This is a genomic window from Cognaticolwellia beringensis, from assembly GCF_002076895.1.
GTDB lineage: Bacteria > Pseudomonadota > Gammaproteobacteria > Enterobacterales > Alteromonadaceae > Cognaticolwellia > Cognaticolwellia beringensis.
On sequence record NZ_CP020465.1, the window covers coordinates 2665610 to 2680900 of the forward strand.

Annotated in this window: 13 protein-coding genes; 7 read left to right on the forward strand and 6 right to left on the reverse strand. The window is 38.5% G+C overall.

Annotation, left to right across the window (positions count from 1 at the left end; all coding sequences use genetic code 11):
• Positions 1-42: 42 nt before the first annotated feature.
• The gene (locus B5D82_RS11365) at positions 43-2406 is read right to left on the reverse strand and encodes a fatty acid cis/trans isomerase (protein WP_081151634.1); all 2364 of its coding nucleotides are present in this window, start codon (positions 2404-2406) and stop codon (positions 43-45) included.
• A 294-nt stretch (positions 2407-2700) separates the two neighbouring features.
• Here B5D82_RS11365 and B5D82_RS11370 point away from each other — a divergent pair, with 294 nt between their 5' ends.
• Positions 2701-3483 (forward strand): hydratase, encoded by a 783-nt coding sequence (locus tag B5D82_RS11370; protein WP_081151636.1) that lies wholly within the window; start codon positions 2701-2703, stop codon positions 3481-3483.
• A 116-nt stretch (positions 3484-3599) separates the two neighbouring features.
• Here B5D82_RS11370 and B5D82_RS11375 read toward each other — a convergent pair whose 3' ends face one another.
• Complete coding sequence (locus B5D82_RS11375) at positions 3600-4556, reverse strand: AEC family transporter (RefSeq protein ID WP_157673883.1); 957 nt, start codon at positions 4554-4556, stop codon at positions 3600-3602.
• Between the two features lie 272 nt (positions 4557-4828).
• Between B5D82_RS11375 and B5D82_RS11380 the strand changes: the two genes are divergently transcribed.
• The gene (locus B5D82_RS11380) at positions 4829-5329 is read left to right on the forward strand and encodes a DUF3016 domain-containing protein (protein ID WP_081151639.1); all 501 of its coding nucleotides are present in this window, start codon (positions 4829-4831) and stop codon (positions 5327-5329) included.
• 64 nt (positions 5330-5393) lie between these two features.
• Here the strand turns inward: B5D82_RS11380 and B5D82_RS11385 are convergent, their stop codons facing one another.
• Together B5D82_RS11385 and epmB are read right to left on the reverse strand one after the other, a co-directional pair.
• Positions 5394-5690 (reverse strand): hypothetical protein, encoded by a 297-nt coding sequence (locus B5D82_RS11385; protein ID WP_081151641.1) that lies wholly within the window; start codon positions 5688-5690, stop codon positions 5394-5396.
• 174 nt (positions 5691-5864) lie between these two features.
• Complete coding sequence (gene epmB / locus B5D82_RS11390) at positions 5865-6893, reverse strand: EF-P beta-lysylation protein EpmB (protein WP_342743770.1); 1029 nt, start codon at positions 6891-6893, stop codon at positions 5865-5867.
• A gap of 46 nt (positions 6894-6939) precedes the next feature.
• Here epmB and efp point away from each other — a divergent pair, with 46 nt between their 5' ends.
• On the forward strand, positions 6940-7509 hold the full coding sequence (gene efp / locus B5D82_RS11395; RefSeq protein WP_081151642.1) for an elongation factor P: 570 nt from the start codon (positions 6940-6942) through the stop codon (positions 7507-7509).
• 100 nt (positions 7510-7609) lie between these two features.
• On the opposite strand, the gene B5D82_RS11400 is transcribed toward efp, so the two are convergent.
• Both B5D82_RS11400 and B5D82_RS11405 read right to left on the reverse strand, forming a co-directional pair.
• A complete protein-coding gene (locus tag B5D82_RS11400; RefSeq protein WP_081151644.1) occupies positions 7610-7951 on the reverse strand; it encodes a DUF4389 domain-containing protein in 342 nt (113 codons plus the stop codon).
• A gap of 240 nt (positions 7952-8191) precedes the next feature.
• The gene (locus tag B5D82_RS11405; RefSeq protein ID WP_081151646.1) at positions 8192-10510 is read right to left on the reverse strand and encodes a S9 family peptidase; all 2319 of its coding nucleotides are present in this window, start codon (positions 10508-10510) and stop codon (positions 8192-8194) included.
• A gap of 179 nt (positions 10511-10689) precedes the next feature.
• Here B5D82_RS11405 and B5D82_RS11410 point away from each other — a divergent pair, with 179 nt between their 5' ends.
• The 4 genes from B5D82_RS11410 (at position 10690) to panP (ending at position 15256) form a co-directional block, all read left to right on the forward strand.
• Entirely contained in the window at positions 10690-11631 is a 942-nt protein-coding gene (locus tag B5D82_RS11410; protein WP_081151647.1) for an ABC transporter ATP-binding protein, read from the forward strand.
• A gap of 5 nt (positions 11632-11636) precedes the next feature.
• A complete protein-coding gene (locus B5D82_RS11415) occupies positions 11637-12410 on the forward strand; it encodes an ABC transporter permease (RefSeq protein ID WP_081151649.1) in 774 nt (257 codons plus the stop codon).
• Positions 12411-12453: 43 nt separating this feature from the next.
• A complete protein-coding gene (gene trmB / locus B5D82_RS11420) occupies positions 12454-13143 on the forward strand; it encodes a tRNA (guanine(46)-N(7))-methyltransferase TrmB (protein WP_081151651.1) in 690 nt (229 codons plus the stop codon).
• A gap of 484 nt (positions 13144-13627) precedes the next feature.
• Entirely contained in the window at positions 13628-15256 is a 1629-nt protein-coding gene (gene panP, locus B5D82_RS11425; protein ID WP_081151652.1) for a pyridoxal-dependent aspartate 1-decarboxylase PanP, read from the forward strand.
• The last annotated feature ends 35 nt before the right edge of the window (positions 15257-15291 follow it).

Here is a 15291-nt window from a genome sequence, read left to right on the forward strand (position 1 = left end):
TAGAGTAATGGCTCTATTGTGGTCATTGTACTTCAAGCGACTTTATCTATTCTGTAAGCGATTGTAATCAAAGAGCCCTGCTTTGTATGGGTGTTGTTTTTTATTGTCTGCATGCACGGTATCGCTATGCTGCCAAAAGTTAGGATCGGTTCTGCGTATGGCATAGTTGTCCATCAACTTCTGATAGTCTGCTTTATTACTTAATGCGAGCACCGAGCTAACATAGCTATTGAGCTGTGCTTCATTAATATTAATAAAAACGTCAGGATAAGCGCCGACTAAACCGCTGGTAACGGTCATAGTGTCTTGCTCAGTTAAGCGATTTTCATCCTCACTCAATAAGCTCGTAATGTTACTGTGAGCATTATTTCGAAGCACAGTGTAATAGCGTGTTTTATCTGTGCCTTGTATTGATAAAAAGGTAATTTGTGGCATTAATGTTGTTGGGCCGCCGACTATATTTTGTAACTTGTCTAATGCTTTTAAGTGGTTATTTGGTGTATCTGGATTTTCTAAATTATTGTCTGTTACTAATACCGGCGCCATCTTTTGTTTTAATAACTGGTATAGCTCCTGCTTGGGCTGTTTAGTTTGGTAGTTTATGCCAGAAGGTTGCGAAAATAATTTGTGTGGTGCCATTAAATATTCACGTTGGCTGCCTGATACGCCTTGATACCATTTGTTTAATTCAGCTTTTCGAGTGTCAGGTGGTAATAATGCAAGAAAGTTAAATTCGCCTTCTATCCGCAGAAAATCCATATATAAACGCGTATTTAATTGATGACCTATATTGCCATAAACATCAAAACCTGCGGCTAATAAATAGTGAATTCGCTCTAGCAAGCCATAGTCGATTACCCAAGACGTTTGTGGCTCTCGACCGACTAAGCCTTTAACTACCGTTGCAGAGTCAATATGCCGAAAGATAGTCAATGCAGCATTTGTGTTGTCGCCGTCACCATCCCAAATTTGATCAGTCGTTAGATGTTCTCCATTGGGAAATGCTCGATTCATCTTAATGGCTTTATTATGCATGAATGTTCGCTGAAGTTTAGAGTACTTTAGCCAATTGGTTAGAATGTAGGCGTTACTTTCCGCGGCAGAAGGTAGGGCCAATTTATCTTGTTGATCGTTATAAAATGCCGAGTGTTCCTTGGCATGTAATTCATTGGGATTAACAAAAAACACCCAAAAGCGGTCGTTAATCACATTTAAGGCAACTTGCCCACGACACACCGGACTTTTGATGAAGTTCATAATGGTAAATTCTGCTTCTTCTAGCAAAAATTTATAGCGTGCTACTGAAGGTATTGCTTCAAAGGACTTAAAGGGGTTTGAAGCGACTTCTGGCTTATAAGAAGGTAAAGCTGTTACTTGATAGTTATCTTGAAAAAATAATTGAGTATATTTTATCAAGCGGTCATTGTTTAACGCATACGGCATGTGAGTTTTTTCTAAAATGGTGCCACGCTCGCGCCATAGTCGGTAATAAACTCGCTCTACGCCGGGTTCGTCATAAGGTCGGCGAGTGGCAATAGTGTCGATAGGTTGTCCAGGAGGCGTTCGTGAACGAACGACTTTAAAAAACTCGCCAGCAGGCAATTCAGAAAAATAAAGGTGGGCTATAAACCAATGCTCGTAAAGGTAACGGCTTACAAGTCTTTCTTTTAATGAATCACCGTTTAAGAAGCTTTCCCATGTTGCTATTTGTACTTTATATGTATTATCTAATGGTAGCAGTGGCGCCATTTTTGCGCCGTTACGCAACCATTCCTGCAAAATTTCATCTTCAGGCTGTGACAGGGCGGGTAAGCCAAACGGCATGCCCCAGTCGGGAAAATTTTGTGCATAACTGTCCATTTCAACATCAGTCGGGCATTGCTGAGCTCTATCTAAGGAGAAGTTGAATTGTTTGGGTAATATTTTACCCTTAGGCATTGGGTGCTGTTGTTTAAGCGATAACAACCTAGACATTACACCCGCTTGCTGATTAAGTGCTGGGGATTGTTGGCGCTCGTTAAGTACGCCATAAAATTCGTTATTGCGCCAAGCTTCTGTACTGTCGTGATCAATGAATAAACGCTTTGGTGTCGCGGCGGTTAAACGGGTTCCATCATACACTAACGCTTTGTTAGCACCACGGTCGATGCCTTGCGGGGATGATAATTTTAACTGACAAGGCGCGTCGTAACAGCCATGACAAACAACACAACGCTGCTCAATTAGTGGCTGTACCTGTTGATGATAAAATTCGGCTTGTGTTGAGTTATTAACGACCATTCGTGCTTGAGGCTCTGCGGTGCCAAACATATCATCAAATTGGCTGTTGGCTATCATGGCGCAACCACCCAAAATTGCGATGATGGTTATAAGTAAAGCTGTTTTAGACTTCGGAAAAAATTTCATAGCAGAGAAAATACTTATAGGTTGATGTAATGTGACAATAAAGCCCGGTATTATAAACGAAATATCAGGGGCAACGCTACCTACCCAAAACTACCTGAGCGGCATGATGAGTTAATACGAGCCTACAATATATTAGGATCATGTTGTAAAGTTTAATATTTATTATATTAATCCTCCATTTATTCAAAGTTTCCCGTCTAAGCTTTAACTAGAAACTGGTGTGTTATCAATGTAGAGTTAACTTTATCTTTATTACTTCTGCACTAAAAAGCATCGACTAAAAAGTTAACGCCTATGACACCAGAAAAGTTTACAGAAGCTGCAGAGCAATTTTTAGCACGAAGAGTTCCCGGCACAAAAGCTTACAGTTTAGCTGATACTTTAAAACCGCTAACCATTGAAGAGGCATTAGCGGTTCAACAGGAAATAATTAAGCTTCGCCCTGACGTTGTAGCAGGTTGGAAATGTTTATTACCGTTGGCTGAAGACAAGCTTATTATTGCGCCAATTTTCAGTGAAACCATGCAAAAGGGTGATCAGTGTTGGTTAATGAAAGACAATACTAAGGTTCGAATTGAGCCTGAAATTGCCTTTGTACTAAGCAAAGACTTACCTGCACGAGATGAAGAATACTCTGAAGCTGAAATAGATCAGGCTATTGGCAGTTGTCATATGGCGTTAGAGTTAATACAAAGTCGTTTCGCCGATGACTCAGATGCAGTTTTCCCTGAACGCTTGGCAGACTGTTTAGTAAACCAAGGGTTATATATTGGTCCTGAAATTGATAAAACAACAGCATTTTCTGCTAGTAAATTTCATATTTTTATAAGTCAAACTGAGCAAAGTGGTGAGTTAAGCGAGCAAAAATTTGATGGTGTTCATCCTAACCCATTACCGCAATTACCGGTTTATTGGGCGATAAACTTTATGACAAAACGTGGTACTACATTCAAGCAAGGCGAAGCATTAACAACAGGTTCGTTCGCGGGTGTAGTTGAATTGAATTTTGATAAAAAAACCTACATTGAATATGCAGGTATTGGTAAATTCGACGTTATTTTTAAAGAACTGGTTTAATCATCGACTTTTCATAAAATATTAATCACTTCAACCGAGTTACCTGCAATGCAGTTAACTCGATTATTTAGCACGCTTATTTTATCAGTAAACCTAATAAAAATATTTTACTAAAGCTAAATTAACGCGAAAGATTTGAGAATAGCTAAGCCAATGCTGACGGTTAACAATGACGCCACTGTACTCATCACAATAATATTGGCGGCTAATGTTTCATTACCTTTCATGGCCTTTACCATTATGTAGCTTGCGGCAGCTGTGGGTGTGCTAGACATTAAAAATAGTATCCCCAAATCCATTGGTGAAAAGCCACTCGCATAACCGATAGAAGTAATGATAATAGGCGTTACAATCAGTTTGGCGATAACCGCTGCTGAGGCAACAGTTTTAGTGCCTTTCATATCAGAAAACGACAAAGTAGCACCAATACAAAGTAGCGCTAAAGGTAGGGTAAGTTGGCCTAAGTAATCGCCTGTTTGCATTAATACGGGGTGTACCGGGATATGCAGTAAGTTAATCATAATACCGAGCACAATACCTATGATTAGTGGGTTTTTAGTGATATTGACCATCATTGCGATTACATTAAGTTTTTTATCCGTTAGCGTTGTCGTTAAGGTGTAAATAGACAAAATGTTATACACCAGTGACAGTATTGACATAACAATAGACGCTTTAGCAATACCAGCTTCCCCATACAAGTTGACACAAAGTGCTAAGCCCACAACAGCTAAATTCCCTCGAAAAGCGCCTTGCACATACACGCCTTTATCACGCGGATTTTTAACAAAAACAAAGGCAGTTAGCGTTAACAACACAAAAACCAGTAAAGTGGAAAGCGATGCGCTTGCAATGGTGGCAGGGTCAAACACAGTAGCAATATCAGTTCTTATCATACTCATGCCCAACAACACAGGGAGTGAAATTTTAAACACCAGTATTGATGATTGATCGACAAAGGCTTGTCCAATTATGCCGTAGTGTTTAAGGATAACGCCTAGCACAACCATCATAAAAATTGGGCCGGTAACAGAGAAAGAGAAATTGAGAGTAGATAGGAATTCAGTTAGCACAGTTAGCTCAGTTATTTAGGTGGAAATAAGAAAGTGCACGGTTAACGAAAAGCGCTTTGCTTTTATGGCACTACAGTGTAGCGATTAAATAGCCGTTAAATCAATAGTTTTGGCTGTGGCATGTTCTAAGCTAAATCCATTCAGGAGTTTATTTTCATCAAATATTGCAGAATTTAAATAGTGTCAAATTGAAACGAAAAAAAGCTCAGTCAGTGAAACGAGCATCTTGAAGTAGTTTAGGTATATACTTAAGTAAATAAAGAGGATGAATCATGACTAAAATTATTACATGTTTGTTGAGCTTGGCAATCGTTATAAGCCAAAATACGGCAGTTCAAGCCGCACAAGTTGAAGTTAAATGGACAAATCCTGATAAATATACGGATGTTGATGCTGGCGAAGAACACCGTCAACACTTTAAAGATAGAACTTTTAAAGCGTTTGAAAAGCACTTTGCTAAGTTGGCCGAATTGTTACCTGAAAATCAGAAGCTAATTTTTGATATTACTAATGTAGATTTAGCTGGTGATGTTAATTTTGGTGGTGTAAAGCGTATTCGTATTGTAAAAGATTTGTTTTTTCCACGTATGGAATTTAGTTATCAATTATTAAATGCTGATAATAGCGTGATTAAAAGCGAAGAAGTTTCCCTAAAAGATATGGGTTTTATGATGCATAGTGGTTTGAGATATCGTAATCAAACCTTAGGCTACGAAAAAGAGATGCTTGATGATTGGTTTAAAAAGACCTTTGAAAATGAGATGGTCAAGTAGCGAGGCGATTTAGGCACAAAAAAAACGCAGCTTAGCTGCGTTTTTTATTGTAGCAATCGTGTTTCTAGCTTTGTTCAAATTTAGCTAAAACGGTAAATAACTGCTCAATCTTTTTGACAATATCGATCAGTGCTTGCTGATCTGAAGTTTTTTGCCAATAAATTAAATCATTCGCGACTTCTTCAACATAAGGTTGAAAAGTATTTGCTGAACATTTAAAGCCAGAATCTTTGGTAAATATGGCTGCAAAGCCTGCTTGTTTAGCTTCACGTAGTGTTGTTAACGTGGCGTCTGCTGCTAGTGATTGCTTTAAAATTATCGAAATATTATCAATTAATTGTTTGTGTACGGCTTCGCTCATAATGACTCATTTTCGTGTTGTATTTCCAATGGCGTTATTATGCCAAATTGATTAGGTTTTTGTTAGTCCTGCTGCAATTTCTCTGACAAGTTTCAATTTTTAATAACAGGACAATAGCCGCATCGATTACAAAACGGTTAATTCTTTTAATTCTGTGTATTTAAATCGGAACTGTTATGTCAAATTAATGGGAGTTTTGTTCGCTTCTCCTGCTATTTCTCTAACAAGTTTTGGCATTAAATACCCGGGCAATATGGCCATCAATTCCAATGTGATTCTTTTTGCCTCTGATTCGCTTAAGTCGAAATGGGCCACGCCTTGCACTTTATCAAACAAATGAAGGTAATAAGGCACAATGCCGACATCAAATAAGCGTTCACTTAATTCAGCTAATGTACTGGCGTTGTCATTTATACCTTTTAACAATACGCTTTGATTAAACAGTGGTATTCTTGCGGCAAGCAAAGGTTCAAGGGCTTGCGAAACATTGTTGTCGATTTCATTGGCGTGATTAACATGAAAAACGATCACAGGTTTAAGCCTGGTTAGACTTAATGCCTTGACTAAAGCTGGGGTAATTCGTTGAGGAATAACAATGGGCAAGCGGGTATGAATACGCAAACGGGTAATATGTGGGATTTTTTCAATTTCAGTCATTAGCCATTGTAGGTGTTCGTCATTAGCCATTAATGGATCGCCACCACTAAAAATAACTTCGTTGATCTCTACATGACTTTCAATATAGTCAAGCGCTTGCTGCCATCTTGCTTTGTTAGGGCTGTTGTCAGCATAAGGAAAATGGCGACGAAAACAGTAGCGGCAATTAATCGCACAACCCGTTTTAACCATCATTAACACGCGATGTTTATATTTATGCAGTAATCCTGGTGCCACAGTGTCATGTTCTTCCAGTGGATCTTCATTATATCCGTCAGTAATTGAGAATTCTAAATCCAATGGCATGACTTGTTTTAGAATAGGGTCGTTAATGTCGCCTTTTTTAATGCGAGACAATAATGGGCGTGGGACACGGACCGGAAATAGTTTACGAGCAGCAAAGTGCTGTTGATAGTTTTCTGGTGAAATATCGACCAACTCTAGTAAGGTTTTTGGATCGGTAATAACATTTGCTAATTCTTTTTGCCAAGAAGTGTGCAATTTCTCGGTGATTTGGGTTATTATTTGCGGCATTTCTATATTCAATTTTTAACCTTTACGTGTACTGCGTGAACGAGCGAGCATAATAATTATGGCTAATTTTAGCACTAACCAGTTCAAAGCTGGACTTAAATTAATGATTGATGGTGAACCTTGTAACATTATCGATAATGAAATCGTAAAACCAGGTAAAGGGCAAGCATTTAACCGTATTAAAATTCGTAAGTTAATATCTGGCAAGGTATTAGAGAAAACTTATAAATCAGGTGAAAGTGTTGAAGGCGCTGATGTTATGGACTCAGAGCTAGGCTATTTATATGCCGATGGTGAGTTTTGGCATTTTATGAACAACGAAACCTTTGAGCAAATTGCCGCTGATGAAAAAGCAGTTGGCGATGTAGCTAAGTGGCTAGCAGAAGGCGATGTTTGTACCATTACCTTTTGGAACGGCAACCCTATCTCAGTTGATCCACCAAACTTTGTTGAATTAGAAATTACAGAAACTGACCCTGGCCTTAAAGGTGATACGGCAGGTACTGGCGGCAAACCAGCAACATTGGTTACTGGTGCGGTTGTTCGTGTACCATTATTTGTGCAAATTGGTGATGTGGTGAAAGTTGATACACGCACAGGTGACTATGTTTCACGTGCAAGTAAATAACCCTTTGTTATCAAGTTAACTTCAATCTAGCAGTTAGATAAATTGAAAAGCTCACTTTTGTGAGTTTTTTTTTTTTCATACTCTGACTTTGTACTCGCTACTATACGTGCTCTGAAGGCGGCACTCGTGAAGTGCGACCGTCTGGCCAATCAGTAAACGGGAATGGGTAGGTTTCAGAATTAATCGTTAAAAATTGATTAATTTGGTAACTATAGCTATTTAAACTTTGCCCAAGCGCTAAAAACTGGCTATTAGGTTTATTAGTAAATAGCATAGTAATAAATTGGAAAATGGCGATTAGGGTAATAAAAAGGCGAATAAATCCACTAATAAAGCCAAAGCACAGCATGGCTAATCCACGTTGCCAAATACCGGGGTTTTTCCATGACTTTTCTGTGGTTTTATCTTCGTCGAATAATTCATTTTCTAAATCAGCTCTCATACATAACTCCAAATTATAGTGTCTAAATTCATTTGCTATAAATGTTGATAATGCAAAGTCGAAGCCATTATTTATATCTATATTTATCAATTATTTAATATGGTTTTGTTTTGCTCTACTTGTTAATACAATAACTATTTAGTGAAAAGCACTAACTATCGACAAGAAAGTAAAAAGCCTGCATTTGCAGGCTTTCAAATATATCAGCGTGTTTATAGCGTTATCGTGATACCAGAACAATCACTTTAAATGTTCATTAAAATAATTTGTCATCATGGTTTTTAAATGTAGCGTTGTGCCTTCACCTTCGCGTATACCGTGGCTGCGATTTGGGTACGACATAAAATCAAACTGACGGTTATGCTTTATTAACTCATTAATTAATCGTTCAGTGCCTTGGTAATGCACGTTATCGTCGCCCGTACCGTGAATGAGTAATAATTTACCTTGTAGATTTTTAGCATGAGTGATCGGTGAACCTTGCTTATAGCCTTCGGCATAATCTGTTAATAACCCAGAATAACGTTCTTGATAGATACTATCGTACAGACGCTGATCCGCAACTGGTGCTAATGATATGCCTACTTTATAAAGTTCAGGGTAACGAAATAACATATTTAAGGTCATTGAGCCGCCACCTGAATGGCCCCAAATACCGACACGGTCTAGATCAATATACGACCAACGTTCAGCCATGGCTTTAAGCGCGTCAGCTTGATCACGAGATGATAAAATACCCACTGCGCCATAAATGGATTTACGCCATTCTCGACCTTTGGGAGCCGGTGTGCCGCGATTATCAATCGAGGCAACAATAAAGCCTTGCTCTGTTAACATTTGGTCCCAAAAATAATCGTTACCGCGCCATCTATCCTGCGCTGTTTGTCCTGCGGGTTCGCCGTAAACATAGAAAATAATCGGGTACTTTTTACTCGCGTCAAAGTCAGCAGGGCGCATGATATAGCCGTCAAGTACCACACCATCTTGTGCGGTTACCTGAAAAAATTCATGTTCAGGTTTTGCTAAGGTTGCCAGTTGTTCATTAAGTTTATTGTTGGCCATTAACTGATGTTTTTGTTGATGCCCTTCGACTTTAATCAACTGTTTTTGGCTTGGTTGAGCAAAACTAGAATGTGTATGAATAGCCCACTGACCATCTGGCGACATTTGGTAGCTATTTGAGCCTGAATATTGCTCAGGTGTTATACGTTGGTTTGATAACGTACCATCAAGCTTACTGCGATATAAATAGCGCTGAGCTACATTTTTAGGTGAGGCGATAAAATAAATCCAACCATTTTTCTCATCAATCGCTTGCAGGTCGGTAATATCAAATTCACCCTGGGTTAAGTTAACCATGTTCGCACCATCGCGAGATACTTTGTAGATATGGCGCCAACCACTGCGTTCACTTTTCCAAATAAAATCAGTGCCATTTTCTAGCCATTTTGCGTCATCATAAAAATCTAAAAAGTTTTCTTCTTGCTCGGTTAGTATCAGGTCGACTTCACCATTATTGATATTGGTTAGATAAAGCTGGTTAGTATCTTGTTTACGATTAACATGTTGAATGAGGACTTGTTCAGAATTTCCTGACCAGTTCATTCGTGGCACATACATTTCACGTGAGTTATTAGGTAGTTTTGCCCAAGTGGTTTTAGCACTTTCTACATTAACAATGCCAATTTTAGCTAAAGCATTATCTTCGCCCACTTTGGGATAAGGAAACTTAGTTAAAGTCGGGTAAAGTTCATCGGTGTTGTTGATCATGATGAAGTCTTTACTGCCTGTCGTATCTAATTGCCAATAAGCGATACTTTTGCCATCAGGGCTCCAACGAAAGCCATCACGAATAGAAAACTCTTCTTCGTAAACCCAGTCAAATAAACCATTAATAATGCCATTGCCAGCATCGTTAGTGAGTTGCGTTATTTTGCTATTGGTAAGTGTTTCTACATAAATATTATTATCAACCACATAAGCAACTTTTTTACCATCAGGTGAGAATTTAGCAAACATTAAGCTGCTGTCTTTCACCGATTTACCGCCTAACTGACTTAACGTATTCGTTGACAGATTTAATATCCAATAATCACCGCGACTATTTGAACGCCAAACTTTTTTACTATTAGTATAAATAAGTACTTGCGAACGATCGTCTGACCAAATGTAATTATCGATGTCTAAGGGGGTTTCTTCGCCAGCAGGGATGAGCTGTTCTGCAAAAATGAGTATTTGACGATTTAAGGTATTTGGATCGTAAAAAACGATATCTTTACCCATACTTTCTGTTTTTTCTGCTGCTTGGGGAGCATCTTGCTTAATTATTTTGGTTTTTTCAGACTTTTCAATAGCAGTATAGCCACTGCCATCGGCTAACCAGCGAATTTGTCCAAGCCATTGTGAAGTAAATTCACGGTCTTTATATATACGTTCAATGGTTAAAGGCACATCGGTTACACTTCTAGTTGTGGCTTGCTTTGAAGTACTCTGGCAAGCGATTAATGACGCGGATAGTACGGTTAATGTACACCACCGTGATATTTTACTTATAAACATAGATAATCCTAAATTTTTCTATTACTTTAAGTTTTATACCATGGCAAGGCAAACGCATTCATCGCGACTTTTTGTTAGTTCATCATTATTACCTTCTAACTTAAAGGACTTGTTATTATATGTTGAAAAAAACTAACTTGCCCCCACGTTAAGAGCACGCAATTTTTTTGAGGTTCGCTATGCTATCAGCATTGAAAATATCTGGATTAAAGAAAACCTATAAAGGTGGTTTTGAAGCACTTAAAGGTATCGATCTTACTGTAAACCAAGGAGACTTCTTTGCTTTACTTGGCCCTAATGGTGCGGGTAAGTCCACTACCATAGGTATTATCACGTCATTAGTGAATAAAACCGCCGGTAAAGTTGAAGTTTTTGGCCATGATATTGATCAAGAGCTTGAAACAGCGAAAAGCTTTATAGGTTTAGTACCACAAGAGTTTAACTTCAACCAATTTGAATCCTTAATGAAAATCTTGGTAAACCAAGCTGGATATTATGGTGTCGAACGAAAAGTAGCGGTTCAGCGTGCTGAAAAATATTTAAAGCAATTAAATTTATGGGAAAAGCGCAACGATGCAGCCCGTATGCTTTCAGGTGGCATGAAGCGCCGTTTAATGATTGCTCGCGCATTAATGCATGAGCCTCAAATGTTAATACTCGACGAACCTACTGCCGGTGTAGATATTGAACTTAGACGTTCAATGTGGGAGTTTTTACGTGTGCTAAATAAGCAAGGCATCACGATTATACTCACCACGCATTATTTAGAAGAAGCAGAAATGCTGTGTCGTAACATTGCCATTATTGACTCCGGCATTATTGTTGAAAATACGGATATGAAATCGCTATTAGCTAAATTAGATGTTGAAACTTTTGTTTTCGATTTAAAGCCCAATAGCGCACCTACCGAGTTGGCAGAATTAAGCTCTAGATTTATTGACGGACACACCTTAGAAGTTGACGTTAAAAAAAGCCAAACCATCAACTCAGTGTTTATCGAGCTCAATAAACAAGGCATTGATGTGTTAAGTATGCGTAATAAGAGTAATCGACTAGAAGAGCTGTTTGTAGGGCTAGTGGGTAGCGGTCAAGCAGCGAGCAAAAGCGCAAATAAGGAATAAATATCATGGCATCATCTAGAAATATCATTGCGCTTAAAAGTATTATGCACAAAGAAATACACCGTTTTATGCGTATTTGGGTACAAACATTAGTACCACCAGCGATAACTATTAGCTTGTATTTTGTCATCTTTGGTTCGTTAATAGGTTCGCGTATTGGACAAATGGGCGGCTTTGATTACATGTCATTTATTGTGCCTGGTTTGATCATGATGAGTGTTATAACTAACTCATACTCCAATGTCGCCTCGTCATTTTTCAGTGCCAAGTGGCAGCGAAATGTTGAAGAAATGCTCGTGGCTCCAGTACCTAATTGGGTTATTGTTGCTGGTTATGTTGGCGGCGGAATGGCACGTGGTATGTTAGTGGGCGGTATTGTCACGATAGTCTCAATGTTTTTTGTTGATATACAAATCCATAATATTTGGGTGATTATTGTAACGGTTGCACTGACTTCAGCTACCTTTGCTTTAGGTGGTTTAATTAACGCAATTTTTGCGGGTAGTTTTGACGACATATCTATTATCCCAACGTTTATATTAACGCCACTGACTTATTTAGGTGGTGTGTTTTATTCTATTAGTTTGTTACCTGATTTTTGGCAAGGTGTCTCACAAATTAACCCGATTGTGTATATGGTTAATGCCTTTAGGTATGGTTTTTTAGGTATATCTGATGTCAGTTTAACCTTGTCATTTGCGGTATTGGGCGTGTTTATTGTCAGTTTATACACCATTGCTATGGTGTTAATTACTAAAGGTATTGGCTTAAGAAGCTAATATTCAGCCAGCGTTAAATTTAGCATTTATAGGTAAGCACGTAATGAACAACACAGAAATAACCGGTGACTCTAAAGCCATTGTAACCAACCAACCTGGTATACATGAAAAGTTGGCTGAGATTGTTAATAAACACATTGCACATCCGTCACAAAAGCCGATACAAGCACATACTCAACAAGCTTTTGATGAGATAAATAAGGTTGTTCAGGCGTTTATCGGCGAAGTTATTCTGGATTCGTGTTGTGGTGTTGGTCAAAGTACGCGTTTATTAGCAAAACAAAATCCAGCTGCTTTAGTGATTGGGGTGGATAAATCTGCTCATAGAATTAACCGTAATGTTGACGAGGTAGAACATGATAACGGTCAAGGTAAAGTAGAAAATTATCACTTAGTTCGTGCTGATTTAAATGACTTTTATCGCCTAGTGGTGGCTGCTAATTGGCCAGTTACAAAGCATTATATTTTATATCCCAACCCTTGGCCGAAAGCTAAACATGTCCAGAGACGCTGGCATGGTAGCGCAGTTTTTCCACAAATTATTGCCGTTGGGCAAGAGATTATTTTACGCAGTAATTGGCTACTTTACTTAGAAGAGTTTCAAGTAGCCGCGAGTGTTTTATCTTTTAAGGGCGACATATCCACGGTTAACGTTACTCAGCCTTTAACTCCATTCGAAGCAAAGTTTCATGCCAGTGGTCAGCAATGTTGGCAGCTACATATTTGTAAATAATATTGCCTTAAGCTAAAACTAATAATTGGTTAAATTAACAAAAATTTAGCCAATTATTACAGTGCTTTAATTTTGTTTATAGTTCGGTTTGTTTATTTTTCTCTTATATATCATGTGATTATATTTTTGGCCTAAATGTTGATATTACTTTTGTATATCAACTGTAATTTAGGATGAATAACATGACTAATAATATTAAAAAAACGGTATTTATGATGGCTTTAAGTAGTTTGGCAATAGTTGAACTTGGTTTGGTTTATATCGCGACCTTACTCGGTTAGCCTGGAACTACTCGGTTAGCCTGGAACAGAGCAGAGCTTTGTACTATTTCAGCGAAGTCATACTCAGCTGACTATCCAGATTAACTTTGTTTGAAAGCACAACTGAAATGAAAATAACGAGACTTTTGACTTGTTTTTTATTAAAGTGCCGGTCTTACATCAATATCAGCTTGCTTAGAGCAAGTCGTTAATAGTGAACAAGTATGACGGTGAATAAACGCGCAGCAAAAGTTTCTGAAGAGTCTTTACATCGTATTTTTACCATTCCTGTTGCACCCAATTCTACATTGGGTCGCGTAGAGAGTGAGATATCTCAAAACTTGGCTGGCTTCCTAGGTTCGCACATCGCAGCGACAGAACAAGCCTTGAGCGAAATTGAAAAAGATTTTGCTGACTCGCAGATCCCTGAAGATCCTGCTTTTGTTTCAGATCACATGCACCACTTACTTGATAAGCTTGTGTCTCAATCTGTTCATACCTCAAGTCCAAATTTCATCGGTCATATGACCTCTGCATTACCGTACTTTATTTTACCGTTATCAAAACTGATGATTGGCTTAAATCAAAATTTGGTAAAAATTGAAACGTCAAAAGCATTTACCCCAATGGAACGGCAAGTGCTTGGTATGATGCATCGTTTAGTTTATCAAGATGAAGAGCCGTTTTATCAACAATGGATGCATAGTGCGAATCACTCATTAGGCGCATTTTGCTCAGGCGGCACTGTCGCTAATTTAACGGCACTTTGGGTTGCACGTAATAACTTATTAAAACCGGATGGTGATTTTAAAGGTGTAGCACGTGAGGGCTTATTCAAGGCACTTAAACATTATAACTATGACGGCTTAGCTATCTTAGTGTCAGCTCGTGGACATTATTCACTGAAAAAGTCGGCAGATGTCTTAGGTATAGGCCAAGACAGTGTTATTGCTATTCCAACCGATGAAAATAATAAAATTGACTGCCAACTGCTTGAAGAAAAATGTCAGCAGTTAGCACGTGAAAATATTCAAGTACTTAGTATTGTCGGTGTTGCAGGCACAACAGAAACCGGCAATATAGACCCGCTTGATAAAATAGCTGATATAGCTCAACGCTATAATGCGCATTTTCATGTTGATGCTGCTTGGGGTGGAGCAACCTTATTATCGAATAAGTATCGCCCATTATTAAAAGGCATTGAGTTGGCTGACTCGGTCACTATCGACGCACATAAACAAATGTATGTGCCGATGGGAGCAGGGCTAGTGGTATTTAAAAACCCGGCCTCTGTTGCTGCGATTGAGCATCATGCTGAGTATATTTTACGCAAAGGCTCAAAAGATTTAGGAAGTCATACTTTAGAAGGTTCGCGTCCAGGTATGGCAATGTTGGTCTATGCCGCTTTGCATGTGATCAGCCGTCCAGGCTATGAATTGCTGATTAATGGCAGTATTGAAAAAGCTAATTATTTTGCTCAATTAATCGAGCAGCATGCTGATTTTGAATTGGTTACTAAGCCTGAACTATGCTTGTTAACTTATCGCTATAATCCAAGTAGTGTGCAAAAGTTGCTGGCTAACGCTAGTGATGTTGAACAAGAAAACATTAACGTATTGCTGGATAAGTTGACAGAATTCATCCAAAAAAGACAACGTGAAAATGGTAAGTCTTTTGTTTCTCGTACCCGTATTGAAGTACAGAAATACCAAGGGCGAAAAACTTTAGTCTTTCGTGTTGTATTAGCGAATCCGCTGACCACAAAAACTATTCTACAAGACGTATTAGCTGAACAGGCTCAATTGGCGCAAGAAAGTGAACGCTTTTTACCCTTATTATTGTCGATGAGCTAAAGGCTTATTTTCAGGAAAAAAAAAGCGACTTACCA